Source organism: Streptomyces sp. NPDC053048, from assembly GCF_044547045.1.
Lineage (GTDB): Bacteria > Actinomycetota > Actinomycetes > Streptomycetales > Streptomycetaceae > Streptomyces.
Genome location: NZ_JBITZS010000001.1, coordinates 26,869 through 49,934, shown reverse-complemented (window position 1 = coordinate 49,934; position 23,066 = coordinate 26,869). Strand labels below are relative to the sequence as shown.

The following is a 23,066-nucleotide window of genomic DNA, read 5'->3' as shown; positions in this document are numbered from 1 at the left end:
CGGCAATTCGTTCCGGCACGCGCTCACGTCGCACACATGTGCAGCGCACAAGTAAGGACGGTTTCCTGATGACGAACGCCCAGCCAGCGGCGCTCTTCGACCTCGACGGCACTCTGGTCGCCACCGAACACCGCAGCCGCGCCGCCTGGACCCAGCTGTTCCAAGCCCATGGGCTGACGGTCGACGACGCGTTGCTCGCCACCTTCGTCGGGCGGCGCGGGCAGGAGGCCTTGGCCGATCATGTGCACCGGTTCCCCGGCAGTACGGTCGACGATCTGTTCGAGGAGGCGGTCGGCTATCTGAACGGGCCCGACATCCCCCCGCCCCATGCCGTGCCCGGGGCCGAGGCCCTGGTCAAGCGGCTGCACGCTGAGGGTGTGCCACTGGCGGTGGTCACCTCCGGCCTGCGCGAGCACGCTCGGGCGCTGCTCGATTTCGTCGGCGGCGCCGACCTGTTCGCGGCGCTGGTCACGGCCGAGGACGTGGTGCGGGGCAAGCCGCACCCCGAGGGCTACCTGGCGGGGTGCGCCGCGCTGGGCGTCGCCCCGGAGCACGCGGTCGCCTTCGAGGACGCTCCCGCGGGTGTGACGGCCGCCAAGGCGGCCGGCCTGGCCTGCGTGGGGATCACCACCACCCACCCCGCCGGCGATCTGCGGGCGGCGGATCTGGTGGTGCCCGACCTCACCGAGGTCGGCTGGCCGTTGCCGGTCCGTGGCACCGCCGCCTGAGATGGGTGAGGAGACGGCCGTGCCGGGCGGGCGGCCATGGCGGCTGCTGGCGGTGCTGCTGGCCGCGCAGTTCATGGCCAATGTGGACACGGCGATCGCCAATATCGCGGCGCCGTCCATCCAGGCCGATCTCGGGGCCTCCGGCGGCGAGACGGGGCTGGTGGTGTCCGGGTATGTGGTGGCCTACGCGGTGCTGCTGGTGAGCGGGGCGCGGCTGGGGGCGGCGCACGGCCACCGCCGCATCTTCAACGCGGGGATGGCCCTCTTCACGGCCGCTTCCCTCGCCTGTGCGCTGGCGCCCGGTCCGGTCGTCCTGATCTGCGCCAGGGTGGTGCAGGGTGCGGGGGCGGCGCTGATGGTCCCGCAGGTGCTGAGCGGCATACAGCTGCACTTCACCGGAAGCCGGCGGATGAAGGCGCTGGGCTACTACGCCGTCGCCCTGTCCGGGGGCGCGGTGGCGGGCCAGGCGCTGGGCGGGGTGCTCATCGCGGCGGATGTGTTCGGTACCGGCTGGCGGCCGATCTTTCTGATCAATGTGCCGGTCGGGCTGGTGCTCATCGCGGCGGCGCTGCGGTTCATGCCGGCGGACGACGAGCGGCGCGAGGCGCAGGAGCTCGATGTGCGGGGCATGGCGCTGCTGTCGGCGGCCGTGCTGCTGCTCGTCGTCCCCCTGCTGCTGGGTACCGACCAGGGGTGGCCGCTGTGGATGTGGGTGTCCCTGGTGGCCGGTTGCGGGGTGTTCGTCGCCTTCGGACGCAGTCAGCGGCGGTTGTCGGCGCGGGGCGGCAGGCCGCTGATAGCCGAGGAGGTGATCCGGGAGCCGGCTGTGCGCTGGCCGTTGATAGCGCACGGCGTGACCACCCTGACGTACTTCGCCCTGCTGTTCATCCTGGCGGTGTATCTGCAGGACGGGCTGGGGCACGGGCCGACGTACGCCGGGCTGGCGATGGTGTCCTGGGTGACGGCGTTCGGCTTCGCCGGGCCGCTGCTGGCCAGGGTGCCGGAGGAGCGCAGGGCGGTGATGCCGGCGGTGGGATGTGTGGTCCTGGCGGTGGGCTATCTGTCGATCTGGCTCTATCTGCTGGCGGGGCATCGCACCGGTCCCCTGATGTTCGTGCTGCTGGGCATCGGCGGGCTGGGGCTGGGGATCAGCTCCAACTCCCTGATCGGCTGGATGACGTTCGCGCTCCCGGACCGCTATGCCGCCGATCTGTCCGGCGTGATCAGCACCAATGCCCAGTTGTGCGGGGCACTGGGGGTGGCCGCGCTGGGGGGCGGCTACCTGGCTCTGGCGCAGGCCGGTTCCGCCCAGTTGTCCGCCGACGCGCTGGCGGTGGTCCTGGGGGCCTCCACGGTGCTGGCGTTGCTCAGCGCGGTGGCGGCCCACCTGGGGACTCGACGGACTGCAACCGAATGCGCGCCGTCAGTGTTCATGAAGTAATGGACGAGATGGCAGAGCACCTGACTGATCGCTTGGCCAGGGACCTCGACAGCGGCTTCGTGGAACTGGTCCGGGTCCATGGCTCGGCGATCCGCACGTACTTGTTACGCCTCACCGGTTCCGCCGTTGAAGCGGACGACCTGTCACAGGAGACGTTCCTGCGCGCCTTGGTGGCGCTCAAGGAATTCTCCCCGGCCCGACGCCGTTGCCTGCGCCCACGGGCGTGGCTGATGAGCATCGCCATCAACGCGTGGCGCAACGACGTCAGGTCGAAGAGCAGACGCCCCGTCTCGGCGGTGCGCGTGGAGGACGCGGGAGGGCTCTGGCCGGACGAACGGCCGGGCCCCGAGGAGCGGGCGGTACTCACGGCCGACCGCAAGCTGCTGGTGGACGCGCTGGCCGAGTTACCGGAGCACCATCGCGTGGCCGTCGTCCTGCGGCATGTGATCGGGATGAGCTACGCGGAGATGGCCGAGATACAGGGCTGCCCGGTAGGGACGGTCAAGGCCCATGTGTCCCGGGGGCTCGCCAAACTCCGTGAGCTGCTGGAGCCGAAGGCACTGATGCTGAAGGAGGTGATGATGTGAACAGGAAAGACGAAGAGGCCCGCACCATGAACACACCGTTGGAGGAGGCCCTGGCGGGCCTCGCGGAGCCGTCGCCGACGGGCTTCGAGCTGAGGATCCTGCGGGCCGTGGGCATTCCGGAGAACCGCTATGACACCTACACGTATCTGGAGGCGCCCGGAGGCGGTCTCTATGTGGCCAGCCGTCAGGAGACGCTGACGGGCGCGGCACTGACCGCCGTGGTGCCGGGGCGCACGGAATTCGAGGAACGGCACCTGGCGCGAACCGGCCGTTCGGCCATCAGCACGGCCGTGCCACCGACGGGGGTCCGGACGGCGCTGCGTACCGGCCGGGCCAAGCAGCTGAGGGTGGATCTGTCCGGGCTGACGGAGCTCGAGCGGGCCGTGCTGGCCGCGGTCCGCAGCATTCCGCGCGGCCAGATGCGGCCGGTCTCCTGGGTCGCCCATGAGGCGGGCCTGGCCGGCAGCGGTCCGGTGACCGGGGTGCTGGCGGTCAACCCCCTGCACCTGCTGATCCCGTGCCACCGGGTCGCGGACGACGACGGGCAGCCGTGCGACGCGGCGTACGGCCGGCACGTCGGGGACGCGCTCAGGCGTTCCGAGGGGATCGACCCCGACTACATCGAGACGCTGCTGCGGCTGCACACGGTGTTTCTCGGCAGCGACACCACACACATCTACTGCCATCCCACCTGCGCCCATGCGCGGCGTATCACCGCGCCGCACCAAGTGCCCTTCCGCTCGGCGGGAGATGCCCGAAGAGCGGGCTACCGACCCTGCAAGAGCTGCCGGCCGCTCGCGGCCTGAGCCGGACGAGGAGATCGTGTTGTACAGCAAAAGCGTCCCGCCCTTGGCCAACGTGGCCGTCACCGTCCATGACACGCCGATGGGCCGGCTGGTCCTGGGGGCCACCGACGGGGCACTGATCTATTGCGGTTTCGCTCATGTCGAGATGGCCCGAAGACGGATCTCGCAGCGGGCCCGCGAGTGCCTGGCCGACCCCTCGGCGTTCTCGGCGGGGCAGGCCGATGTCCTGGCACAGGCGCGCTCGGAGATCGACGGCTACCTCGCCGGGCGCAGTCACTCGTTCAGCGTGCCGGTGGACCTGCGTCTGGCCACTCCCTTCAGCAAGGAGGTCCTGCTCGCCCTGGAGGACCTGGTGCCGTACGGCTGGACCACCACCTACGCGGAGGTGGCCCGGCAGTTGAACCGGGCCGGGGCCGCGCGGGCCGTCGGGGCGGCGCTGGGCGCCAACCCCGTGTGCGTGGTGCTGCCCTGCCACCGCGTGGTCGGCGCCTCCGGCCGGCTGACCGGTTACGCCGGCGGGATCCCGGCCAAGAGAGCTCTGCTCGCTCTCGAGGCGGAGGAGGGATCCCGCCTGACGGCTCCGGCGCTCACCATCCCAGGGCGAGACGGGCGGCGAACGCGATGAAGACCAGCCCGATCAGTGCCTCGACGAGCCGGGCCGGCGCCCCGGAGCCGCCCGGCCGGCTCCGGCCGGCGGCCCAGGTCCGCAGCAGATGGACCACCACGATCAGGCAGCCCAGCCAGAGCGCGGCCAGACTCAGATGCACCGCAGCGAGAAGGGCCATGCTCCGCGTCAGCGGCGCGCCCTCCGGGACGAACTGCGGAAGATAGGCGAGGAGGAACAGACCCACATTGGGGTTGCTGCCGGTCGTCAGCAGACCGCGCGCGAAGCAGCGGCCCGCCGACTCGGACATGGGTGACACAGAAGTAGCTGACGCAGGAGCGGCTGAGCCGGAGGCGGCCGCCGCCCCGGGGCGGGGGCGGAGGGCGCCGCGCAGGGCCAGGACGCCCCAGAGGAAGAGCAGGGCCGCCCCGCCCCACTGGATGGCGGTGAACAGGGCGGGTTCGGCACTCAGCAGAAGGGAGACCCCGGTCAGCGCCAGCACCGCGTGAATGGCTCCGGCGCTGAGCATCCCCAGGGCCGCGACCGCGGCCGGGCCCCTGCGTCCGGTGCGCAGCACCAGTTGCGTGGCCAGGACCGAGTCGGGCCCGGGGGAGGCGATCAGTACCAGGGAGGTGCCCAGGAACAGTCCACTGACCATCAGCTCGCCGGATCGTCCACCGCGGCGCCCACCGGGTGACCGCCCAGGTCCGGGGAGAGCGGCTTGTGCTGCCAGGTGATCTCGGCCTCCGCGGGGCCGGTGATCACCGCGGTCACCCTGTCCCCGCTGCGCACGGCCGGGACCTCCTGACGGAGGCGGCTGAGCGAGACCTTGCGCTCGTGCCAGGGGCAGACCAGCCGGTTCCGCTGCGGTGTCACCCCGGCCAGGTGCAGTGGCCCGCCCCGGTGCGGGCAGGTGGCGGGCATGACGAAGGACCCCTCGGGGGTGCGGGCGTAGACGAAGGGAGTTCCGGCGACCTCCACGCAGTTCCCCGGACCCGCGACGGAGAAGGTGACTACAGGCACTTCTTGTAATCCCCCACGGAGTGGATCTGGTAGACGCATTCCTCCGACTCGATGATCGCGCCATGGAGCCGGTTGCGCTGGATGACGGTGCCCTCGCCGGCTTCCAGGATCTCGTAGGAGTCGAAGCCGCTGACGAACTTCATCGTTCCCGAGACGATGTGGCACAACTCGTCGCCCTCGTGGCTGTGGGTGTTGGAGAGTTCGCCGTAGGGCTCGACGATGTCGGCGACGGGCGCGGTGACGCGGCCGCTGGAGATGGCCTCCCACACCGGGGCGTGGAGCTTCTTGTACTCGGGGCCCTTGTCCATCCAGTCGATCTGGGTGGCGAAGTCGTCGTCGGCGATGTCCTGGACGACGCGGTACTCCTCGATGCCGCGGACGATCTCGGGGATGATCTCCTCGCCGTGGGCCTCGATGAGCGGCAGGATCAGCTTGTCCATCGCCATGCGCCCGTGGTGCTGGTCGATGTGTACATGCTCGGTGAAGTACTCGGTGTCCACCGTGTCGCCGAAGACCGTGGTGAGCAGCGCGTCGGCGCGGCGGCAGAAGTCCACCAGGGTGGCCTCGGTGTAGAACAGGGCGCCCACGTAGCGGAAGAACAGCTCGTGGTTCTTGCCGAGGTAGTGGAAGTAATTGTTCATCAGCAGGCTGCTGTTGAGGTAGTACTGCCAGTACCGGTGGATGTCGGACTGCAGGCCGACCGACTCCAGGGTGCGCTCGAAGAGCAGGCTGTGCTTGGTGTCGTGCACCCCGTAGCCGTACTCGTCAATAATGATCTTGAACCATTCCGACTGCGGGGCGCCGTAGTGCCCGAGCACGTTGCGGATCATCGGCGACGCCTCGGACAGGAAGTCCGGGGCGAACTGGATCAGCCACATGCGGGCGGCGCGCTCGCGGTCGGTGGAGTCCAGGATCGCCTTCTCGGAGCGGGAGGCCTCGCCGGGGCCGTAGGGGTCCAGCGACTCCACGTAGGAGGCGAAGCTCTCCTTCGTCCACTTCCCGGAGACCTCGACCTCCTCGTCGAGGAAGCCGAAGGCGAATTTCTCCAGCGCGGGCCGGATCGCCTCGCCCAGCGCCCGGTTGCCTGGGCTGTAGTAGCTCTTGAAGTCCTCCCACTTGCCCTTGAGCCCCGATTTGGGCATGAAGACCAGGTCGGCCTCGTAGATGCTGGTCAGCACGCGCTGGGCGGCCAGGCTGCTGTATTCCAGGATCCGGTCCCGGCCGGGTATGCGGTCGAAGTCCAGGTGCCGCAGCACCTGCGGGCGCAGTTGCCGGCGGTAGGGGTTGTCGTTGTTCTCCCACTCCTCGTTGTCGAGGTAGACGGGATTGCTCGCGTACCGCATGACCGCATCGCGCAGTTCGTCACCGTGCAGTTCGTACGGCTTGTACTCGAAGGGGGCGTGGCTCATGTGCTGACGTCGCCTTTCTTACCAGTACGCGGATCAGGAAGCGGATCAGGAAGCGGATCAGGAAGCGGTCAGAAGCAGGTCGGTCCAGCGCAGTTCGAACTCGAAGCGGCCGCCCGCCGTGACGGGTACCGGCTTCTCGAAGGGGATCAGGGCCTGCATCCAATGGGAGGTGGTGTTCTGGGGTGAGTTGTGCAGGGTGATGCCGGCGCCCAGGTCCATCTCGAACCAGGCCACGAGCGCCTGGGCCTCGCCGTCGGCGGTGGCCGGGACGGACAGCCGGCGGCTTCCGGGGCCGAGCGGTCCGGACGCGAGGTCGAAGGAGACCAGCTCCTGGGGCTCGGAGAGCACCTCGTGCGGCCAGGTGTTCAGACGCACCGGGAAGTGTCCGCGGGTGGCCGCCGCGTTCATCAGGGAGACGTCGAAGCCGGCCGCGCTGCCCACGCGATTGAGATTCGCGATGACATCGCTGCGGATCAGCCGGCCGTGGATGCGGGCGGACACCGGCATCATCAGGCCGTCCGGGGCGAGCAGGCGCTCGCGGGCGTCGCGCACGGAGGGCAGCAGGCCCTCGCCGATCAGGCCGCAGTCGACGATCTCGGAGATGAGCACATCGGCGGGGCGGTCGAGTTCCCGTCCGACGCTCAGGTGGGTGGAGCGCTTGTTGAAGACGGTGATGACGTCCGACATCCCGTGCTCGGCGACGGTCTGGCGGGCGATCTCGGCGAGAAGGGGGTTCTCCTCGCAGGTGTAGACGCGGGAGGCGCCGGCCCGGACGGCGGCCATGGCCAGCAGTCCCGTGCCGCTGCCGATGTCCAGGACCACGGCGCCCGGCGGGATGCACCGCCGCAGGGCCTCGCTCAACGCGGCGTTGCGCTCGGTGTCGTTGAGCATCGCGAAGTGCCAGCGGGGCACGGTGTGGCGGGCGATGTCGGCGAATACGTCGGAATCGGGCCCCGTCAGGCCCTCGGGGTCGGCGAGCGCGGCGGTGGACGCGTCGATCAGCCGACCGATCTCCTGCGCTTGCGTCTTCAAGGCGGCGAGCACCAGGCGCATGCCCGGAGATATCTCGTGGCCGGATTCAGTGATGGGGCTCATGGCGACGCCTGCACGCTCCTTCGAAACAGACTCGTAACGCGAGGAATCCAGGGAGGCAATTTGGCGGTGCGAATATGAACTCGGGAACTCGGGTGCGAACTCACGCCTCTGCGCACGAGGCGGCATCTTCGGAATGACGTGACGACTCGGAAGTGACGACTTGCTGCGGAATGACGGCGCGGGGCGCCGCCAGGGAAAGGACCGGGGACCGGAGCTATGAGCCCCGACGCCCGGCCCGGGTCTCCGGCCGGTGGCCGGAGGGTCGCGGACACCGCTCGGTACGGCCGCCGGTCGGGGCGGCGAGCGCGGTCCGGGTCGTGCGACGGAAGATCTTCCGTCCCATCGGTCACACCCCCCTCAGTGGTCTAAGCCAACCCGAGCCCCCCAGGGCACGCAACTAAAGAAACGGCAAAGGTGCCTACCCCGGGGGCATAGGACAACCCCATACCCCGGCCCTCGTTTCCGGCATTACCGCTGCTCACACGCGCGACTGCAACCAATTCATTTCGCGCGGTGTTAGTACCTGTACGGGACCTGTCTTGCCCAGACCCGGAAAAAACAGATCAACTGCAGGGCACGCATTCAGCCAGATTGGCCGGTACCGGAGCACAGCACCCGTCGGCGTTTGTTGGCAAACACCCGCAAAAAGCAAAGGGCCCGCCCGTACCGATGCGGTACGGGCGGGCCCTGCCGACGCCGGGCCCGGGAGCCGCGTACAGCGGCTCCCGGCTACCTGTGTCAGGCCTCGAGCGAGTAGTCCTTGCGCTCGAAGGCCTGCGGGTTGCGCTTCTTGAGGACGACGTAGGAGACCCACATGATCAGCGCCCAGCCGGGGGCGCAGTACAGCGAGATCCGCGCGTCCTTGTCCACGCCCATCAGCACGATCACCATGCCGATGAAGGCGAGGGCGAAGTAGCTGGTCCAGGGCGCACCCGGGGCCTTGAGCTCCGACTGGGGCAGCTCGCCCCGGTCCGCCTTGCGGCGGTAGCGCAGCTGGGCGACGAGGATCATGATCCAGGCCCACATACCGGAGATGGTCGCGAAGGAGACGACGTAGTTGAACGCCTCGCCCGGCCACTGGTAGTTGATCCAGACACCGACGAGCATCAGCGCGGCGGAGAAGGTCGTACCGCGCAGCGGCAGGCCCTTCTTGGTGAGCTGGCCGAAGAACTTCGGGCCCTGGCCGTTGAGCGCGAGGTCGCGCAGCATGCGGCCGGTGGAGTACATGCCCGAGTTGCAGGAGGACAGCGCCGCGGTGAGGACCACGAAGTTGACGATTCCGGCACCGGCCGGCAGGCCGATCTTGGCGAAGGCCGCCACGAACGGGCTGACGCCCGGCATGAACTCGGTCCACGGGACCACGGACAGGATGATGATCAGCGCGCCCACGTAGAAGACGGCGATGCGCCACGGCACGGTGTTGATGGCCTTGGGCAGGGTCTTCTTGGGGTCGGCCGCCTCGCCCGCCGTGACGCCGACGAGCTCGACGGCGAGGAAGGCGAACATCACGATCTGCAGGGTCATCAGCGTGCCGCCGATGCCCTTGGGGAAGAAGCCGCCCTCGGACCACAGCAGGGTGAAGGAAGCGGTGTCGCCCGCGTCCGAGAAGCCGAGGGTGATCACGCCGATGCCGATCAGGATCATGCCGATGATGGCGGTGACCTTGACCATGGAGAACCAGAACTCCAGCTCACCGAAGAGCTTCACGGAGATCAGGTTGGCGAAGTAGAGAATGACGGTGAAGCCGAGCGCGGAGGCCCATTGCGGGATCGACTTGTCCCAGTAATGGACATACGTTGCCGCGGCCGTGACCTCGGTGATTCCGGTGACGACCCAGAAGAGCCAGTACGTCCATCCGGTCACATAACCCCAGAAGGGGCCGAGGAACTCTCGGGCGTAGTCCGAGAAGGAGCCCGACACCGGGCGGTACATGAGCAGCTCACCGAGCGCTCGCATGATGAAGAAGATGACCAGGCCGGCTATCGCGTAGGCCAGGATCAGGCTGGGACCGGCCTTCGAAATGGCCTTGCCCGCGCCGAGAAACAGACCGGTGCCGATGGCGCCACCAATGGCGATCATCTGAATCTGTCGGTTGCCCAGCCCCCGCTGGTAACCCTCGGAAGCTTCCTTGCCGCTTCCCTCTCCGTCCCGCACTGCGGTGCGGTCGGCGACCTGCTCAGAGGTCATGGTGGTGCGCCTTTCTCCATACCGATCCGGTTGCTCCGGATCGGGTTCCGATCCCCCCGGATGGAGTCCTGCAAAGTACCGACGGTCGGTCGGCGCAGCGCTCCCGCCGTGACAGGGGTGGCGTCACGGAGGCAGGTCGGCAAGATGTATCACGTGTGACGGGTTGATCGTCTCGCGCCTCGGGACGCACCTATGGCGCACACCACAAATAAAAGCGGACAAAAGCAATAACGGCAGCCAATAGCCGCCGTTACAGTGATTCGATCGTTATCCGGAATTGAGGGTTCGCTGAGCGACCATGATCAGCTCGGCTCATCCGCAGCCCGTACTCGGCCCATACCCGGCCCGTACTCAGCTCATCAGCGCTTCCACCAGCGTCTCCTGAAGGCCCCCGAGCCACAGATAGGCCATCACCATCGGCCTGCGCGGGTCCTCGTCCGGCAGCCGGAAAAGCAGGTCGCTGTCGTCCTCGTCCGTGATCTCCAGCCGGGTTCCGATCGTCAGCCGGAGATCGTTGAGCGCGCCCAGCCACTGCCGGCAGCCCTCGGGCGGCAGCCGGAGCACCGCGCCGCTGTCCCCGGCCACGCTGAGCGAGTCGAGCGAGCGGACCATGCCGAGGGCGTCCTCGCGCTTGCGCTCGCGCAGGTCGTTCTCGGTGTAGCGGCGGAATTCGGCGGCGTGCGCGCGCTGCTCCCGGTCCTGCTCGCCGCCCGGCTCGCCGTAGGCGTCCGGGAAGAGCCGGGCCAGGGCCGGGTCGGCCGGGGGCTCGCTGGGGCCCTCGGCGAACAGCCGGGCCAGCGGGTCCGCCGCCTCCGGGCCCTGCGCGTCCCCAGGACCGATCAGCTCGAGGAGCTGCACGGCCAGGCTGCGCAGGATGGAGATCTCGACCTCGTCCAGGGCAACGGCCGCCCCGCCGCCGGGAAGCGGCTCGAAGTGCCCGGCCATCAACGGTCCTGCGACAGGGTCGCCCAGAGCCCGTAGCCGTGCATCGCCTGCACGTCGCGCTCCATCTCCTCACGGCTGCCGCTGGAGACCGTCGCGCGGCCCTTGTTGTGGACGTCGAGCATCAGCCGGTGCGCCTTGTCCTTGGGGTAGCCGAAGTAGGCCTGGAACACATACGTCACATAACTCATGAGGTTGACGGGGTCGTTGTGTACCAGGGTCACCCATGGGACATCGGGTTCGGCCACCGCGAAGGGCGACTCGCCCGTTTCGGGCCGTTCGATCTCGACCGGTGCAACACTCACGCTTCCCATGCTGCCACTCGCACCTGCGCGACGCACAAACGGGGTCCGGGTTTCGTGCCGGCCGACAAGATCACGCCCAGAAATCGTCACTCTGACGAAAGTCGGGGGTAGCATCTGGTTCCATGAACGCTGCGGACCTGAGGCTCCCGGTCGACGTTCCATCGACGGCCCTCTTCACCGACCGTTACGAACTGACAATGCTGCAGGGGGCGCTGCGGTCAGGCACCGCCGACCGCCGCTCGGTCTTCGAGGTCTTCACCCGCCGCCTGCCCGAGGGCCGGCGCTACGGCGTGGTCGCGGGCACCGGCCGGGTGCTGGACGCGGTCGAGAACTTCCGCTTCGACAGCGGCGTGCTCGACTTCCTCGCCGAGCAGCGGATCGTGGACGGGCCGACCCTCGACTGGCTGGCCGACTACCGCTTCCGCGGCGACATCTGGGGCTACCCCGAGGGCGAGGTGTACTTCCCCGGGTCGCCGATCATGCGGGTCGAGGGCACCTTCGCCGAGGCCGTGCTGCTGGAGACGGTGATCCTCTCGATCCTCAACCACGACTCCGCCGTCGCCGCCGCGGCCTCGCGGATGGCCGTCGCGGCGGGCGAGCGGCCGCTGATGGAGATGGGCGCGCGCCGCACGCACGAGCTGGCGGCCGTCGCCGCCGCCCGCGCCGCCTACGTGGGCGGCTTCACCTCCACGTCCGACCTGGCCGCGGGCTTCCGCTACAGCATTCCGACCGTCGGCACCAGTGCGCATGCCTTCACCCTCGTGCACGACAGCGAGCGCGACGCCTTCACCGCCCAGGTCGACTCCCTCGGCTCGGGCACGACGCTGCTGGTGGACACCTACGACGTCACCGAGGCGGTGCGGATGGCCGTGGAGGTCGCCGGGACCGGCCTCGGGGCGGTCCGGATCGACTCCGGCGACCTGCTGCTGCTCGCGCACCGGGTGCGGCAGCAGCTGGACGAGCTGGGCGCCAAGGACACCCGCATCGTCGTCACCAGCGACCTCGACGAGTACGCCATCGCCTCGCTGGCCGCCGCGCCCGTGGACGCGTACGGGGTCGGCACCCAGCTGGTGACCGGCAGCGGCCACCCCACCTGCTCGATGGTCTACAAGCTGGTGGCCCGCGCGGACGCCCCCGGGGCCGACGCCCCGCTGCGGCCCGTCGCCAAGAAGTCGATGGGCGGAAAGACCTCCCTCGGCGGCCGCAAGTGGGCCGCCCGCCGCGCGGACGCGGCCGGCGTCGCCGAGGCCGAGGTCGTGGGCACCGGCGAGGTCCCGGCGGAGCTCGTGGACCGGCAGCTGAGCGTGGAGCTGGTGCGGGCCGGGGAGGTCGTCGCCCGCGAGCCGCTGGACGCGGCGCGTGAGCGGCACACGGCGGCCCGTGCCGCGCTGCCGATGTCGGCCACGCAGCTCTCGCGCGGCGAGCCCGTCCTGCCCACGGAATACGTCCAGGAGCAGATCTAGAGACGACCAGGAACACGTCCGGAGACGACCAGGAACAGGTCTGGAACAGGTCTGGAGCACGTCTGGAGCATGTCTGGACGACGTCCGGACCACGTCTGACGGAGCACTCGGGCGAACCTCCGGGGCGCCCGAGTGCCCCTCCCATTACCCCACCGGAGTCACTACCCTCGGTCACACAGGGTTGATCCGCACAGTCGGCCGAGGGCCCCTCACAAAGGATCTGCACCATGAACCGTGCACTGATCATCGTCGACGTGCAGAACGACTTCTGCGAAGGCGGCAGCCTCGCGGTGGCCGGCGGCGCCGACGTGGCCGCGGCCATAACCGACCTGGTGGGCGAGGCGCCCGCCGGATACGCGCATGTCGTGGCCACCCGCGACTTCCACATCGACCCCGGCGACCACTTCGCCGAGCAGCCGGACTACGAGAAGTCCTGGCCCGCGCACTGCGTGGCGGGCACCGAGGGCAGCGGCTTCCACCCGAACTTCGCGCCCGTGATCGCCTCCGGCGCCGTCGCGGCCGTCTTCGACAAGGGCGCCCACTCGGCCGCGTACAGCGGCTTCGAGGGCACCGACGAGAACGGCACGCCGCTCGCCGACTGGCTGCGCGAGCGCGGGGTGACCGAGGTGGACGTGGTCGGCATCGCCACCGACCACTGTGTGCGGGCCACCGCGCTGGACGCGCGGCGGGCCGGGTTCGTCACCCACGTGCTGCTCGACCTCACCGCGGGTGTCGCCCCGCACACCACGGAGCGGGCGCTGGAGGAGCTGCGGGCGGCGGGCGTGGAGCTGAGCGGCAAGCCGGTCGTCCGGGCCGCCTGACGGGCCTCAGACGGCGTCCGCGGGGCGGTCCCGCAGCAGGCTGGCGAGGGGGTGCCAGGACTCGGTGTCGTCGTCGGGGATCGAGCGCCAGACCATCCCGTCCGGGTGGTGCAGCACGGCCGTGATCTCGTCGGGCGTGGGCGGCTCGGTGTTGCCGCGCAGGTAGACGGAGCGCAGCCCGAGGTTGCGCAGCCTGGTCAGGGCACGGGCGCGGTTGGCGGCGTGGACGAGGACGCGGACGCGCGCGCCGGGCGCGGAGCCGTCCGCCGGAGGGGCGGCCAGTGACAGGGCGACGACCACGCTGCCGTCCAGGAGCCGGGCGAATCCACCGCCTGCCATCTGCCTCATGCCTCCCGTACGGGTGAAGGCGTCCATAAGACCATCATGGGAGGCATTGTCGGCACGACCGGCCGCCGCCCGCCAGGGGGCGACGGCCGGTGCGGTCCTGACCTGCGGTGTCACCGCTTACCGAGCGGTCACTTGGTGGACGGGCCCACCTGGACCGTCATCGTGGAGCCGCTGGGGGCCTGCGTGAGGATCCTGATCCGGGTGTTGGTGTCGGTGATCTTCACGCCGCCCGTGGGGTTCGAGGCGTCGTAGTAGGTGTTCTTGTGGTCGTCGAAGACCGGAACCCCCAGCTTGCCCTTGACCTTGGCGGCTACGCCGTTGGAGTGAACCGTGTAGCCCCCGGCCGGGAACCAGCTGAAGGTCGAGTCGTACGCCTGGAAGCGGTTCTGCATCAGCGAGCCGTCCGACCACTTCTCGGCCTTGGGGTGTGCGTCGATCGGCAGGATGCGGCCCGTCCCCGGGTGGACGCCGACGTTGTTGTCCGCCTGCGAGGTGTCCCACTGCCAGATCAGCAGACCGGTCTGGTACGGGTAGTGCTCGACCCAGGAGGGCTTGGTGCTCCGCCAGCCGAAGTTGTACGGGCCGGTGCGCAGGGTCTTGTCGTACGAGACGTACTGCCGGTTCTCGGCGATGTAGTACTGCGGGTACTCCTTGGTGAAGGAGGCGCCGATGCGCGAGAAGCCCTTCGCCGTCCAGCCGTTGTCGTCACCCTCGGCGCCGTCGGTGAAGACCTTCTGGCCGTCGGCGGTCAGGGTGATGGCGTCGGCGGCGAAGCCCCTGCCGGTGGTGCCGCCGTCGGTGGCGTAGCGGAAGCGCAGGTCGATCTTCTTGCCCGCGTAGGCGTCCAGCGGGTAGGAGAGCTTGCGGTACGCGCCCGAGACACCGGTCAGGGCCGGCTTGTCGCCGCCGTCGCGGGTGATGGCCTTGCCGTCGGCGGTGCCGTCCAGCGGCGTGAAGTTGGCGCCGCCGTCCGTGGAGACCTCGGCGTAGAGGTAGTCGTAGTTCTCCTCGATGTCCCACCAGCCGGAGAGGTCCAGCGACGCCTTGGACTTCCCCGTGAGGTCCACGCTCCGGGAGAGGGTGTTGCGCAGGTCGTCGGCCTGGCCGCTCCACCACTGGCCGTTGCCCTCGGCGGGCTTGACGATCTCGGTGGTGACCTTCTTGTTCGGCAGCTCGACGACGAGCGCCTGCTTGTCCTTGGTGTTGTACTCCGCCACGCCCAGCTTGTGCGTCGACTTCGTCGCGGCCTTGGCCTTGCCGTAGTTGAGCCAGCCGAGCTGCAGCTTGTCCCAGGCGCTCATGTCGCCGGGCAGGTCGCCGATGGTGTCCTTGCCCTCGCCGAGCCAGGAGCCGGAGGACATCAGGGACCAGTAGGCGACGGAGGACTCGCCGGTGCCGGTGGTGTCGTACTCGTCGGGCAGGCCCAGGTCGTGGGCGTACTCGTGGGCGAAGACGCCGAGGCCGCCGTTCTCGGGCTGCATCGTGTAGTCGCCGACCCAGATGCCGGTGTCGGCGATCTGGGTGCCGCCCGCCTTGTTGTTCGCGGGGCCGGTCTTGCCCGCGTCGGAGCCGTAGGCGTACCAGCGGTGGGCCCAGATGGCGTCCTTGCCCTGGGCGCCGCCGCCCGCGGACTCGTCCTCGCCGGCGTGCACGATCTGGAAGTGGTCGATGTAGCCGTCGGGCTCGTTGAAGTTGCCGTCGCCGTCGAAGTCGTTGCGGTCCCACTGGTCGTACTTCGCCAGCTCGGCCTTGATCTCGGCGTCGCCGCGGCCGGCCGCCTTCTGGTCCTTCACCCACTGGTTGACGCCGTCGCGGACGAGGTCCCAGGCGCTGGCGCAGTTGGTGGAGCCGCAGTAGTTGGAGCCGTAACGGGCCTCGTTGGACTGGACCTTGACCCAGTCGGTGACCGTGCCCTCGACCGAGTAGCGTCCGGAGGACTGCTTCTCGTAGTACTTCGCCAGGGACTCCTTGTCCTTGTCGTGGGAGAAGTACAGGTCCTCGAAGTACTTGCGGTCGTAGTCCTTGCGCCAGGCCGTGCTGTTGTCCTTCGCACGGTCCGGCTCGGCTATCGTGTTGTGCGCCGGGCCGGGCGTGCCGCCGTACTTCTTCACGGGCGGCTTGGGGCCCTCGGGGCCGTCCGGGTCGTGCATCGTGGTGTCGTCGACCTTGTCGCCGAACTCGACCAGGATGGTGAAGATCCGGTCGGTCTTCTCACGGGCGAGCTCGACGTACTTCCCCCTGCCGAGCTGGACGACCTTCGACGCGCCGCGCTGCTCCGCCTTGGCGTCCCCGGAGATGACCTGCTCCAGCGCGGCCTTGCGCTGGGCTTCCTTCTTCTTGCTGAACGGGCCCTTGAGGTCGTGCTCGACGGCACGGCCGGTCTGCGCCGGGTCCTGGCGCTGGACGGAGACGGGCCCCTGGTCCGCGCCGGACGGGCCGGTCACGCCCGCCGCCTGCGCGATCCCCGCCGTCAGGGTCCCCGCGCCGAGCGCGGCGGCCACGACGGCCACGGCGGCGGATCGGGCGATCCGCCGTTGGCTGCTCTTCACTTGTGAATGTCCTCCCCAGTAAGAACTGTGGAGGTATTTGACCGGAGAGAATCAAGAAAAGACAGATCTTGACTGGGCCGCGTCCAGCAAGTACGTTATCCGGTCTTTAAGTTGCGAATATCGGCCCACAACGGGCGCGTGGGTAGCATCCCTTGGCGGGCGCGATGACCCCGTGCGCCCCTGATGCTCCGAGTACCGTGGGTTAGGTCACGCTTACCGCCAGTTCCGCTCGGGCAGAGAGCACCGTAGAGTCGGATTGCTGTATGTACCAGCCGGCTCCGCGCCCCCCTGTCACTGCCTTGAGGACGGATCCCGCCATGTCGCGTCCGACTCCTGCACAGATCGCCTACGGATCGGCCACCGTCGTCCTGTCGACCCTCGCCATGCTGCTGCTGACACGGGCCTCGTCGGTCCTGGGTGTCGCACTGATCGCGCTCGTCGCGCTCGCCCTGGGGCTCGTGGTCGCGGCCCTCGTGCCGGTGCCGCGCAAACACGCCCTCGCCGACGCCCCGTTGCCCGAACCGCGCACACCCGCGCACGCGGGGTCCGCGGCGGGAGAGCGCTGAGCGGACCGGGCCTCACTCCACGGTCGAGACCACCACGGTCTTGGCCGCCTTGTCGTGGATGCACTGGTGGTACGGCTCGTCCCAGGTGCACCACAACACATTGACCAGCCAGAAGACGAAACCGCAGCACGGCACGATCTCCGGCAGGGAGTAGACCGCCGCGCGCGTCCAGCCGGGCCGGCCCTCCGGGATCGCGCCGTTGTCCAGCATGGCGACCCGGATCCTCATCGCCATCTTGCCGAGCGTCTGCCCCCGCGTGGTCAGCATCAGGCCCTCGTAGAGGAAGTAGACGAGCGCGATGATGATGGACAGGCCCGTCGACTTGCCCTGGTCCTTCCACGGGTCGTAGTCCCAGGTCGCGAGCGAGAAGACGACGCTCACCGGAATGCTCACGATGAGCCCGTCGATGATGCGCGCGATCAGTCGCTTGAAGCGGCTTGCCAGCGGCGGCATCCCGGCCAGCGGATCGGCCGCGCCGTACTGGTCGCCGTAGGGACTGCCCGGCCCGCCGCCGTAGGGGCCGCCGCCTCCGTACGGACCACCGCCGCCGGTGCCGCCGGACGGACCGCCGCCCTGGCCTCCCCCGCCCCCGGCGCCCGCCCCCGGATAGGGCGGGGGCTCGGACGGCTGCTGCTTCTTGAAGGGGTCGCTGTCCTGCGGCTGGTCACTGCTCATGGCCTAAGTGGAACCCGGGGCTCTGGCGTGCGCATCCGGCCGTATGCCGTTCGAGTCAGTTCAGCCCTTCGCCTCAGCCCTTCGCCTCAGCCCTTCGCCGACGCCACGAACGTACGGGCCGCCTTGTCGTGCCAGCACTGCCGCCACGGCCGGTCGAACAGGCACCACAGCACATTGAGCACCCCCACCGCGAGCACCCCCAGCACGCCGTACAGCAGCCACCGGCGCAGGGCTTGGCCCACCGATGCCGTGTCGTGCGACTCGATGTCCAGCACCCGCACCCCGAACAGCTTCTTGCCCAGCGTGCGGCCCCACTTGGCGGTGGGCAGCGCCTCGTAGAGCACCCCGCCGACCAGCAGCACGGCCAGCACGACGGCCAGATAGCCGCCCGTGGTGCCGTCGAGCAGCCAGACGGTGACGGTCTCGCCCGTCTGCCGGGCCTGCTCCACCTTGGCGTCGATGTGGTCGACGGACTTGCCCCACAACGGCACGGCGACCGCGCCCACCAGGCCGCCCAGCACCGCCGTGTCCAGCAGCCGGGCGGCGAGGCGGCGGCCGAGGCCGGCGGGCCGGCCCTGCGCCTGCGCGGCGCTCAGGAACGGATCGTCCTTGGGCGGCTTCCAGGCCGGGGCGGGGCCGCCCGCGCCGGGCTGGGGCTGCTGCTGGGCGAGCTGCTGCACCTGCTGGGCCCAGCCCATGGGCTGGGGCTGGGTGGCGGCGGGCACGGGAGCGGACTCCGGGCGCCGCACCGGCAGCGCGGTTCCGCTCCCGTGCGGCGCCTGCGTCCGCGCGGCGGCCGGCTGGGCGACGACCGGCTGGGCGGGGGCGGGCTCCGGGCGCGGCCCGTCGGACGGCAGGGGGGCGGGCGGCCCGCCGGGGGCGGCGCCGTGCGGCTTGGGCCGCAGGTTCAAGGTGCCCTGGCCGGGGGCGGTTACGGGCACGGGGGCGGGGGCGGGGCCCGGCTCGGGTGCCGCGTCGCGCACGGGCGGCTCGGCGAGGCGCGGGTCGCGGGCCCGGGGCAGCGCGGGCGTGGCGGCCGGGGTACCGGCCGGGGTGTCGGCGGGGCTGCCGCCCCAGGAGACGCGCCGGTCCTTCTCGCCGCCGAAGCCGTCCTGGTGCGCGGTGTCCGCCTGCCAGGCCGGCTCCTCCTCGCCCCGGTCCGTGCGCAGCTCGGGGTCCTCGTCCAGGAACACCGGGCCCGTCTCGTCGGGCAGTTGCCGCGCGGCGGGCCGCGGCGTGGGCGGTACGGGCGAGGCGAGCGCGGGCAGCGGGGCGGCGGCCACCGAGGCGGGCGGCGCCGGCATCGGCTCACCCTCGGCGGGCGCGGGCCTGCTGGTGCCGGGCACCCAGGCGGTGCCGCTCCAGTAGCGGATGTAGCCGGGGATGGAGGGATCGGGATAGTAGCCGCTGGCGGGGCTGCTGTCAGCGGATCCCGAGGTAGGTGCGCTCATGGTCTCCGGTGTCCCGTATCTGCTCGGCCGTACTGAGTAGCCAACAGGTCTACCAGACCGCCCTCGGGTCTGTGACCGTCCCCGGGGCCTACCACTCACCCGTGCGACTGCGCGGGGCAGGTGAAAAAGTCGGTACCGGGGGCGCCGAGTCGCGTAATGATGTGCGCCCCGAGCGCTCTCTCCAAGGGCGGGCCCCTCCTCGCGAGGGGGCCGCGCGCCGAGGGAAGCAGAGCAGAGAGGGCGTACGTCATGCACACCGTGGTGGAACGAGAGCTGGAGATCGGCCTGGTGCTGTCGCCGGAGCGAAGCATTCCGGTGGCGGCCCGGCTGACCTACCGTACGGACGACCCCTACGCCGTCCACATCACCTTCCACATCACCTCGGACAAGCCGGTGACCTGGACCTTCTCGCGCGAGCTGCTGGTCGACGGGGTGTTCAGGGCGACGGGCGAGGGGGATGTGCGGGTCTTCCCGGGCAAGGACCGGGGACGGCCGATGGTCTGCATCGCACTGTCCTCGCCGGACGGTCAGGCGCTGCTGATGGCCCCGGCCGCGGGGGTCTCCGCGTGGCTGGAGGGGACGCTGCGCACGGTGGCGCCCGGCGCGGAGCGCGAGTGGCTTCCGCTGGACGAGGCGCTGCGGGAACTGCTGGCCCCCGGCGCGTAGCCGGAGGGGACCGTTCGGGTGCGGGGCACCGGCGGTGGGGGAACTCGTTGGGGTGGTCGGGGGCCACTCGCGCGTAACCTCGCCGCCGCCCGGTCCCACGGCGGCGCGGCCGTATCGGCGGTCCGGGCCCCATGTGCCGCCTCTCAGCCGTCGAGGACCTTGCCGGGGTTGAGCAGGCCGAGCGGGTCGAAGACGGCCTTGATGCCGCGCTGCATCTCCATGGCCACCGGTCCTGCCTCCCTCGCCAGCCACTCCTTCTTCAGCACACCCACGCCGTGTTCGCCGGTGATGGTGCCGCCGAGCTCCAGGCCCAGGGCCATGATCGCGTCGAAGGAGGCACGGGCGCGGCGCGCCTCGTCGGGGTCGGCGGGGTCGAAACAGACGACGGGGTGGGTGTTGCCGTCCCCGGCGTGCGCGCAGACGCCGATGGTCAGGTCGTGTTCGCGCGCGATGGCGGCGGTGCCGTCGAGCATGGCGGCCAGCCGGGAGCGGGGCACGCAGACGTCGTCGATCATCGTGGCGGGCCGCAGGGTCTCCAGGGCCGGCAGGGCCATCCGGCGGGCCTGGAGCAGCAGCTCGGACTCGGCGGCGTCCTCGGCGGGGACGACCTCGGTGGCGCCGGCGGCGGTGCACAGCTCGGCGACGGCGGCGAGGTCGGGGGCCGGGTCGGGGGTGTCGAAGGCGGCCAGCAGCAGGGCCTCGGTCGCCTCGGGCAGGCCCATGCGGGTCATGGAGTTGACGGCCCGTACGGTCGTGGCGTCCATCAGCTCCAGCAGCGAGGGGGCGTGGCCGCGCGCCATGATCTGCCGTACGGCCTCGCACGCGGCGGCCACGGACGGGAACTCGGCGGCCAGGGCCAGTCGGGCGGGCGGCGCCGGCTTGAGCGCCAGGACGGCCCGTACGACCACGCCGAGGGTGCCCTCGGAGCCGACGAACAGGCGCGTGAGGTCGTAGCCGGCGACGCCCTTGGCGGTGCGGCGGCCGGTGGTCAGCAGGCGGCCGTCGGCGAGGACGACGTCGAGGCCGAGGACGTACTCGGCGGTCACCCCGTACTTGACGCAGCACAGGCCCCCGGACGCGGTACCGATGTTCCCGCCGATGGTGCACTGTTCCCAACTGGAGGGATCGGGCGGGTAGTACAGGCCGTGCTCGGCGACCGCGCGCGAGAGGGCGGCGTTGACCACACCCGGCTCGACGACGGCGATCCGCTCGACGGGGTCGATCTCGATGACGCGGTCCATCTTCACCAGCGAGAGCACGATGCAGCCGTCGACGGCGTTGGCCGCGCCGGACAGCCCGGTGCGGGCCCCCTGCGGCACGACGGGCACGCGCAGCGCGGTGGCGGTGCGCATGACGTGCCGCACCTGCTCGACCGTGCGCGGCAGGACGACGACGGCGGGCGCCCCGGCCTCGCAGAAGCTCGCCATGTCGCCGGCGTACGAGGCGGTGACGTCGGAGTCGGTGAGAACGGCCTCGGTGGGGAGTCCCTCGAGCAGGAGCTTGATCAGATCACCCATGGTCTCCACCCTGCCACCACGCGTGGCAGGGCGGAAGATCGCCGGATCAGAGATTGCCCCGCTTGGCCTGCTCGCGCTCGATGGCCTCGAAGAGCGCCTTGAAGTTGCCCTTGCCGAAGCCCATGGAGCCGTGCCGCTCGATCATCTCGAAGAAGACGGTGGGACGGTCCTGGACCGGCTTGGTGAAGATCTGCAGCAGGTAGCCGTCCTCGTCGCGGTCGACGAGGATCTTCAGCTCGCGCAGCGTCTCGACGGGCACCCGGGTCTCGCCGGCCCAGTCGCCGAGGGTGTCGTAGTAGCTGTCGGGGGTGTCGAGGAACTGCACGCCCGCCGCGCGCATGGCCCGCACGGTGGCGACGATGTCGTTGGTGGCGAGCGCGATGTGCTGGACGCCGGGGCCGTTGTAGAACTCGAGGTACTCGTCGATCTGCGACTTCTTCTTGGCGATGGCCGGCTCGTTGAGCGGGAACTTCACCTTGCGGGTGCCGTCGGCGACGACCTTCGACATCAGCGCGGAGTACTCGGTGGCGATGTCGTCGCCCACGAACTCCTTCATGTTGGTGAAGTGCATGACGTTGTTGTAGAAGGTCACCCACTCGTCCATCCGGCCGAGCTGGACGTTGCCGACGCAGTGGTCGATCGCCTGGAAGTTGCGCTTGGCCGGCGGCTCGACGATCGGGTCGGCGGCGACGAACCCGGGCAGGTAGGGGCCGCTGTAGCCGGAGCGCTCGACGAGGGTGTGGCGGGTCTGGCCGTAGGTGGCGATCGAGGCGAGGACGACCGTGCCGTGCTCGTCCTTCAGCTCGTGCGGCTCCTCGATGCCGGTGGCCCCGTGCTCGAGGGCGTAGGCGTACGCGGCTCGCGCGTCCGGCACCTCGATGGCGAGGTCCACGACGCCGTCGCCGTGCTCGGCCACGTGGTCGGCGAGGAAGCGGCCGCGGTCGGTGGTCGCCTTGATCACGGTGGTGAAGACGAACCGGGCGCTGCCGGACTCCAGGACGTAACTCGCGGTCTCCCGGCTGCCGTTCTCCGGCCCCGAGTAGGCGACGCGCTTCATGCCGAAGGCCGTGGAGTAGTAGTGGGCGGCCTGCTTGGCGTTGCCGACGGCGAAGACGACCGCGTCCATCCCCTTGACCGGGAAGGGATCGGCCTGCCGTGCGGTGTGCGGGGTGTGATCCGTGGTCTGAGTCATGGCCGCAGGGTCTCTCCGAACCACAAGGTGCGCAATAGTTTGCGTTTTCATTGGGCATCTTGCATAGCGATGCCCCCAGGGATTCGGGCTATCTGTGCAGGATGACTACGAGAGGCAGGCCAGGGTGATCGATCGTTTGGACGGACGGCTCATCGAGCTGCTCGCGGAGGAGCCACGCATCGGGGTGCTGGAGGCCTCCCGGCGCCTGGGCGTGGCGCGCGGCACGGTCCAGGCGCGGCTGGACCGGCTGCAGTCGCAGGGGGTGATCCGCGGCTTCGGGCCGGACGTGGACCCGGCGGCGCTGGGCTATCCGGTGACCGCGTTCGCGACGCTGGAGATCAAGCAGGGCCAGGGCGCGGACGTGCGGATGCACCTGTCGACCGTCCCCGAGGTGCTGGAGCTGCACACCACGACCGGGCACGGCGACATGCTCTGCCGGCTGGTGGCCCGCTCGAACGCCGACCTGCAGCGGGTGATCGACAGGGTGGTCGGCTTCGAGGGGATCGTCCGGGCGTCCACGGCGATCGTCATGGAGAACCCGGTGCCGCTGCGGATCATCCCGCTGGTGAAGCAGGCGTCGGAGGACTAGGGCGGGTCCGTGAGGTGATGCCTAGGGCGTGTCCGGTGGGTCGGTGCGGGTCCTGCGGCGTCTGGTGCGGTGCATCGCAAGGCGGAGCATCGCCTGCGTACT

23 protein-coding genes are annotated in these 23,066 nt (G+C 70.1%); 10 read left to right on the top strand and 13 right to left on the bottom strand.

What is annotated here, in order from left to right; genetic code table 11:
* Positions 1–68: 68 nt before the first annotated feature.
* Genes ACIG36_RS00240 through ACIG36_RS00220 form a run of 5 tightly spaced genes read left to right on the top strand, consistent with a single transcriptional unit; the run spans position 69 to position 4,187 of the window.
* Complete coding sequence (locus ACIG36_RS00240) at positions 69–728, top strand: HAD family hydrolase (RefSeq protein ID WP_399919547.1); 660 nt, start codon at positions 69–71, stop codon at positions 726–728.
* Position 729: 1 nt separating this feature from the next.
* Positions 730–2,169, top strand: a complete 1,440-nt coding sequence (locus ACIG36_RS00235) for an MFS transporter (RefSeq protein WP_399919545.1) — start codon at positions 730–732, stop codon at positions 2,167–2,169.
* 8 nt (positions 2,170–2,177) lie between these two features.
* On the top strand, positions 2,178–2,756 hold the full coding sequence (locus ACIG36_RS00230; protein WP_399919543.1) for an RNA polymerase sigma factor: 579 nt from the start codon (positions 2,178–2,180) through the stop codon (positions 2,754–2,756).
* On the top strand, positions 2,753–3,562 hold the full coding sequence (locus tag ACIG36_RS00225; RefSeq protein ID WP_399919541.1) for an MGMT family protein: 810 nt from the start codon (positions 2,753–2,755) through the stop codon (positions 3,560–3,562). Before ACIG36_RS00230 ends, ACIG36_RS00225 begins: the two co-directional genes overlap by 4 nt.
* 16 nt (positions 3,563–3,578) lie before the next feature.
* On the top strand, positions 3,579–4,187 hold the full coding sequence (locus tag ACIG36_RS00220) for a methylated-DNA--[protein]-cysteine S-methyltransferase (RefSeq protein ID WP_399919539.1): 609 nt from the start codon (positions 3,579–3,581) through the stop codon (positions 4,185–4,187).
* Here the strand turns inward: ACIG36_RS00220 and ACIG36_RS00215 are convergent.
* The 7 genes from ACIG36_RS00215 to clpS form a co-directional block, all read right to left on the bottom strand.
* Positions 4,150–4,824 carry a LysE family translocator gene (locus tag ACIG36_RS00215; protein WP_399919537.1) on the bottom strand — a complete coding sequence of 225 codons (675 nt, stop codon included), beginning with the start codon at positions 4,822–4,824 and terminating at the stop codon, positions 4,150–4,152. The two genes, ACIG36_RS00220 and ACIG36_RS00215, sit on opposite strands and share 38 nt — an antisense overlap.
* Positions 4,824–5,189, bottom strand: a complete 366-nt coding sequence (locus ACIG36_RS00210; protein ID WP_399919535.1) for a Rieske 2Fe-2S domain-containing protein — start codon at positions 5,187–5,189, stop codon at positions 4,824–4,826. The genes ACIG36_RS00215 and ACIG36_RS00210 overlap by 1 nt, the downstream gene beginning before the upstream one ends.
* The gene (locus ACIG36_RS00205) at positions 5,180–6,598 is read right to left on the bottom strand and encodes an iron-containing redox enzyme family protein (RefSeq protein ID WP_399919532.1); all 1,419 of its coding nucleotides are present in this window, start codon (positions 6,596–6,598) and stop codon (positions 5,180–5,182) included. The genes ACIG36_RS00210 and ACIG36_RS00205 overlap by 10 nt, the downstream gene beginning before the upstream one ends.
* Before the next feature lie 57 nt (positions 6,599–6,655).
* Entirely contained in the window at positions 6,656–7,693 is a 1,038-nt protein-coding gene (locus tag ACIG36_RS00200) for a 50S ribosomal protein L11 methyltransferase (RefSeq protein ID WP_399919530.1), read from the bottom strand.
* A gap of 738 nt (positions 7,694–8,431) precedes the next feature.
* The gene (locus ACIG36_RS00195; RefSeq protein ID WP_399919528.1) at positions 8,432–9,880 is read right to left on the bottom strand and encodes an amino acid permease; all 1,449 of its coding nucleotides are present in this window, start codon (positions 9,878–9,880) and stop codon (positions 8,432–8,434) included.
* Positions 9,881–10,231: 351 nt separating this feature from the next.
* Positions 10,232–10,825, bottom strand: coding sequence for a DUF2017 domain-containing protein (locus tag ACIG36_RS00190; RefSeq protein WP_399919526.1), 594 nt, complete (start codon positions 10,823–10,825; stop codon positions 10,232–10,234).
* Positions 10,825–11,136, bottom strand: a complete 312-nt coding sequence (clpS, locus tag ACIG36_RS00185) for an ATP-dependent Clp protease adapter ClpS (protein WP_399919524.1) — start codon at positions 11,134–11,136, stop codon at positions 10,825–10,827. The genes ACIG36_RS00190 and clpS overlap by 1 nt, the downstream gene beginning before the upstream one ends.
* Positions 11,137–11,249: 113 nt before the next feature.
* Between clpS and ACIG36_RS00180 the strand changes: the two genes are divergently transcribed.
* Together ACIG36_RS00180 and ACIG36_RS00175 are read left to right on the top strand one after the other, a co-directional pair.
* The gene (locus ACIG36_RS00180; RefSeq protein ID WP_399919522.1) at positions 11,250–12,590 is read left to right on the top strand and encodes a nicotinate phosphoribosyltransferase; all 1,341 of its coding nucleotides are present in this window, start codon (positions 11,250–11,252) and stop codon (positions 12,588–12,590) included.
* A 227-nt stretch (positions 12,591–12,817) separates the two neighbouring features.
* On the top strand, positions 12,818–13,411 hold the full coding sequence (locus ACIG36_RS00175; protein WP_399919520.1) for an isochorismatase family protein: 594 nt from the start codon (positions 12,818–12,820) through the stop codon (positions 13,409–13,411).
* 6 nt (positions 13,412–13,417) lie between these two features.
* On the opposite strand, the gene ACIG36_RS00170 is transcribed toward ACIG36_RS00175, so the two are convergent.
* Together ACIG36_RS00170 and ACIG36_RS00165 are read right to left on the bottom strand one after the other, a co-directional pair.
* On the bottom strand, positions 13,418–13,750 hold the full coding sequence (locus tag ACIG36_RS00170) for a hypothetical protein (RefSeq protein ID WP_399922069.1): 333 nt from the start codon (positions 13,748–13,750) through the stop codon (positions 13,418–13,420).
* Between the two features lie 137 nt (positions 13,751–13,887).
* Positions 13,888–16,308: an immune inhibitor A domain-containing protein gene (locus tag ACIG36_RS00165; RefSeq protein WP_399919518.1), complete on the bottom strand. Its 2,421-nt coding sequence runs from the start codon at positions 16,306–16,308 to the stop codon at positions 13,888–13,890.
* Between the two features lie 317 nt (positions 16,309–16,625).
* Here ACIG36_RS00165 and ACIG36_RS00160 point away from each other — a divergent pair, with 317 nt between their 5' ends.
* Positions 16,626–16,874: a hypothetical protein gene (locus tag ACIG36_RS00160; protein WP_399919516.1), complete on the top strand. Its 249-nt coding sequence runs from the start codon at positions 16,626–16,628 to the stop codon at positions 16,872–16,874.
* A 12-nt stretch (positions 16,875–16,886) separates the two neighbouring features.
* Here the strand turns inward: ACIG36_RS00160 and ACIG36_RS00155 are convergent, their stop codons facing one another.
* Together ACIG36_RS00155 and ACIG36_RS00150 are read right to left on the bottom strand one after the other, a co-directional pair.
* Positions 16,887–17,549 (bottom strand): RDD family protein, encoded by a 663-nt coding sequence (locus ACIG36_RS00155; protein ID WP_399919514.1) that lies wholly within the window; start codon positions 17,547–17,549, stop codon positions 16,887–16,889.
* Between the two features lie 86 nt (positions 17,550–17,635).
* Positions 17,636–19,000: an RDD family protein gene (locus ACIG36_RS00150; protein ID WP_399919512.1), complete on the bottom strand. Its 1,365-nt coding sequence runs from the start codon at positions 18,998–19,000 to the stop codon at positions 17,636–17,638.
* Between the two features lie 249 nt (positions 19,001–19,249).
* Between ACIG36_RS00150 and ACIG36_RS00145 the strand changes: the two genes are divergently transcribed.
* The gene (locus ACIG36_RS00145; RefSeq protein WP_399919510.1) at positions 19,250–19,666 is read left to right on the top strand and encodes an SsgA family sporulation/cell division regulator; all 417 of its coding nucleotides are present in this window, start codon (positions 19,250–19,252) and stop codon (positions 19,664–19,666) included.
* Positions 19,667–19,809: 143 nt separating this feature from the next.
* On the opposite strand, the gene ACIG36_RS00140 is transcribed toward ACIG36_RS00145, so the two are convergent.
* Both ACIG36_RS00140 and hppD read right to left on the bottom strand, forming a co-directional pair.
* A complete protein-coding gene (locus tag ACIG36_RS00140; protein WP_399919508.1) occupies positions 19,810–21,183 on the bottom strand; it encodes an FAD-binding oxidoreductase in 1,374 nt (457 codons plus the stop codon).
* Between the two features lie 46 nt (positions 21,184–21,229).
* Positions 21,230–22,375 (bottom strand): 4-hydroxyphenylpyruvate dioxygenase, encoded by a 1,146-nt coding sequence (gene hppD / locus ACIG36_RS00135; protein ID WP_399919506.1) that lies wholly within the window; start codon positions 22,373–22,375, stop codon positions 21,230–21,232.
* Positions 22,376–22,499: 124 nt separating this feature from the next.
* Between hppD and ACIG36_RS00130 the strand changes: the two genes are divergently transcribed.
* Positions 22,500–22,964, top strand: coding sequence for an Lrp/AsnC family transcriptional regulator (locus tag ACIG36_RS00130; protein ID WP_399919504.1), 465 nt, complete (start codon positions 22,500–22,502; stop codon positions 22,962–22,964).
* Positions 22,965–23,066: the final 102 nt, after the last annotated feature.

What these genes read in the sequence shown, in the direction of transcription:
- ACIG36_RS00240 (WP_399919547.1), top strand. Translation starts at nt 69, where the DNA reads ATGACGAACGCCCAGCCAGCGGCGCTCTTCGACCTCGACGGCACTCTG.
- ACIG36_RS00235 (WP_399919545.1), top strand. Translation starts at nt 730, where the DNA reads ATGGGTGAGGAGACGGCCGTGCCGGGCGGGCGGCCATGGCGGCTGCTG.
- ACIG36_RS00230 (WP_399919543.1), top strand. Translation starts at nt 2,178, where the DNA reads ATGGCAGAGCACCTGACTGATCGCTTGGCCAGGGACCTCGACAGCGGC.
- ACIG36_RS00215 (WP_399919537.1), bottom strand. Translation starts at nt 4,824, where the DNA reads ATGGTCAGTGGACTGTTCCTGGGCACCTCCCTGGTACTGATCGCCTCC.
- ACIG36_RS00205 (WP_399919532.1), bottom strand. Translation starts at nt 6,598, where the DNA reads ATGAGCCACGCCCCCTTCGAGTACAAGCCGTACGAACTGCACGGTGAC.
- ACIG36_RS00200 (WP_399919530.1), bottom strand. Translation starts at nt 7,693, where the DNA reads ATGAGCCCCATCACTGAATCCGGCCACGAGATATCTCCGGGCATGCGC.
- ACIG36_RS00195 (WP_399919528.1), bottom strand. Translation starts at nt 9,880, where the DNA reads ATGACCTCTGAGCAGGTCGCCGACCGCACCGCAGTGCGGGACGGAGAG.
- ACIG36_RS00190 (WP_399919526.1), bottom strand. Translation starts at nt 10,825, where the DNA reads ATGGCCGGGCACTTCGAGCCGCTTCCCGGCGGCGGGGCGGCCGTTGCC.
- clpS (WP_399919524.1), bottom strand. Translation starts at nt 11,136, where the DNA reads ATGGGAAGCGTGAGTGTTGCACCGGTCGAGATCGAACGGCCCGAAACG.
- ACIG36_RS00180 (WP_399919522.1), top strand. Translation starts at nt 11,250, where the DNA reads ATGAACGCTGCGGACCTGAGGCTCCCGGTCGACGTTCCATCGACGGCC.
- ACIG36_RS00175 (WP_399919520.1), top strand. Translation starts at nt 12,818, where the DNA reads ATGAACCGTGCACTGATCATCGTCGACGTGCAGAACGACTTCTGCGAA.
- ACIG36_RS00170 (WP_399922069.1), bottom strand. Translation starts at nt 13,750, where the DNA reads ATGGCAGGCGGTGGATTCGCCCGGCTCCTGGACGGCAGCGTGGTCGTC.
- ACIG36_RS00160 (WP_399919516.1), top strand. Translation starts at nt 16,626, where the DNA reads ATGTCGCGTCCGACTCCTGCACAGATCGCCTACGGATCGGCCACCGTC.
- ACIG36_RS00155 (WP_399919514.1), bottom strand. Translation starts at nt 17,549, where the DNA reads ATGAGCAGTGACCAGCCGCAGGACAGCGACCCCTTCAAGAAGCAGCAG.
- ACIG36_RS00150 (WP_399919512.1), bottom strand. Translation starts at nt 19,000, where the DNA reads ATGAGCGCACCTACCTCGGGATCCGCTGACAGCAGCCCCGCCAGCGGC.
- ACIG36_RS00145 (WP_399919510.1), top strand. Translation starts at nt 19,250, where the DNA reads ATGCACACCGTGGTGGAACGAGAGCTGGAGATCGGCCTGGTGCTGTCG.
- ACIG36_RS00140 (WP_399919508.1), bottom strand. Translation starts at nt 21,183, where the DNA reads ATGGGTGATCTGATCAAGCTCCTGCTCGAGGGACTCCCCACCGAGGCC.
- hppD (WP_399919506.1), bottom strand. Translation starts at nt 22,375, where the DNA reads ATGACTCAGACCACGGATCACACCCCGCACACCGCACGGCAGGCCGAT.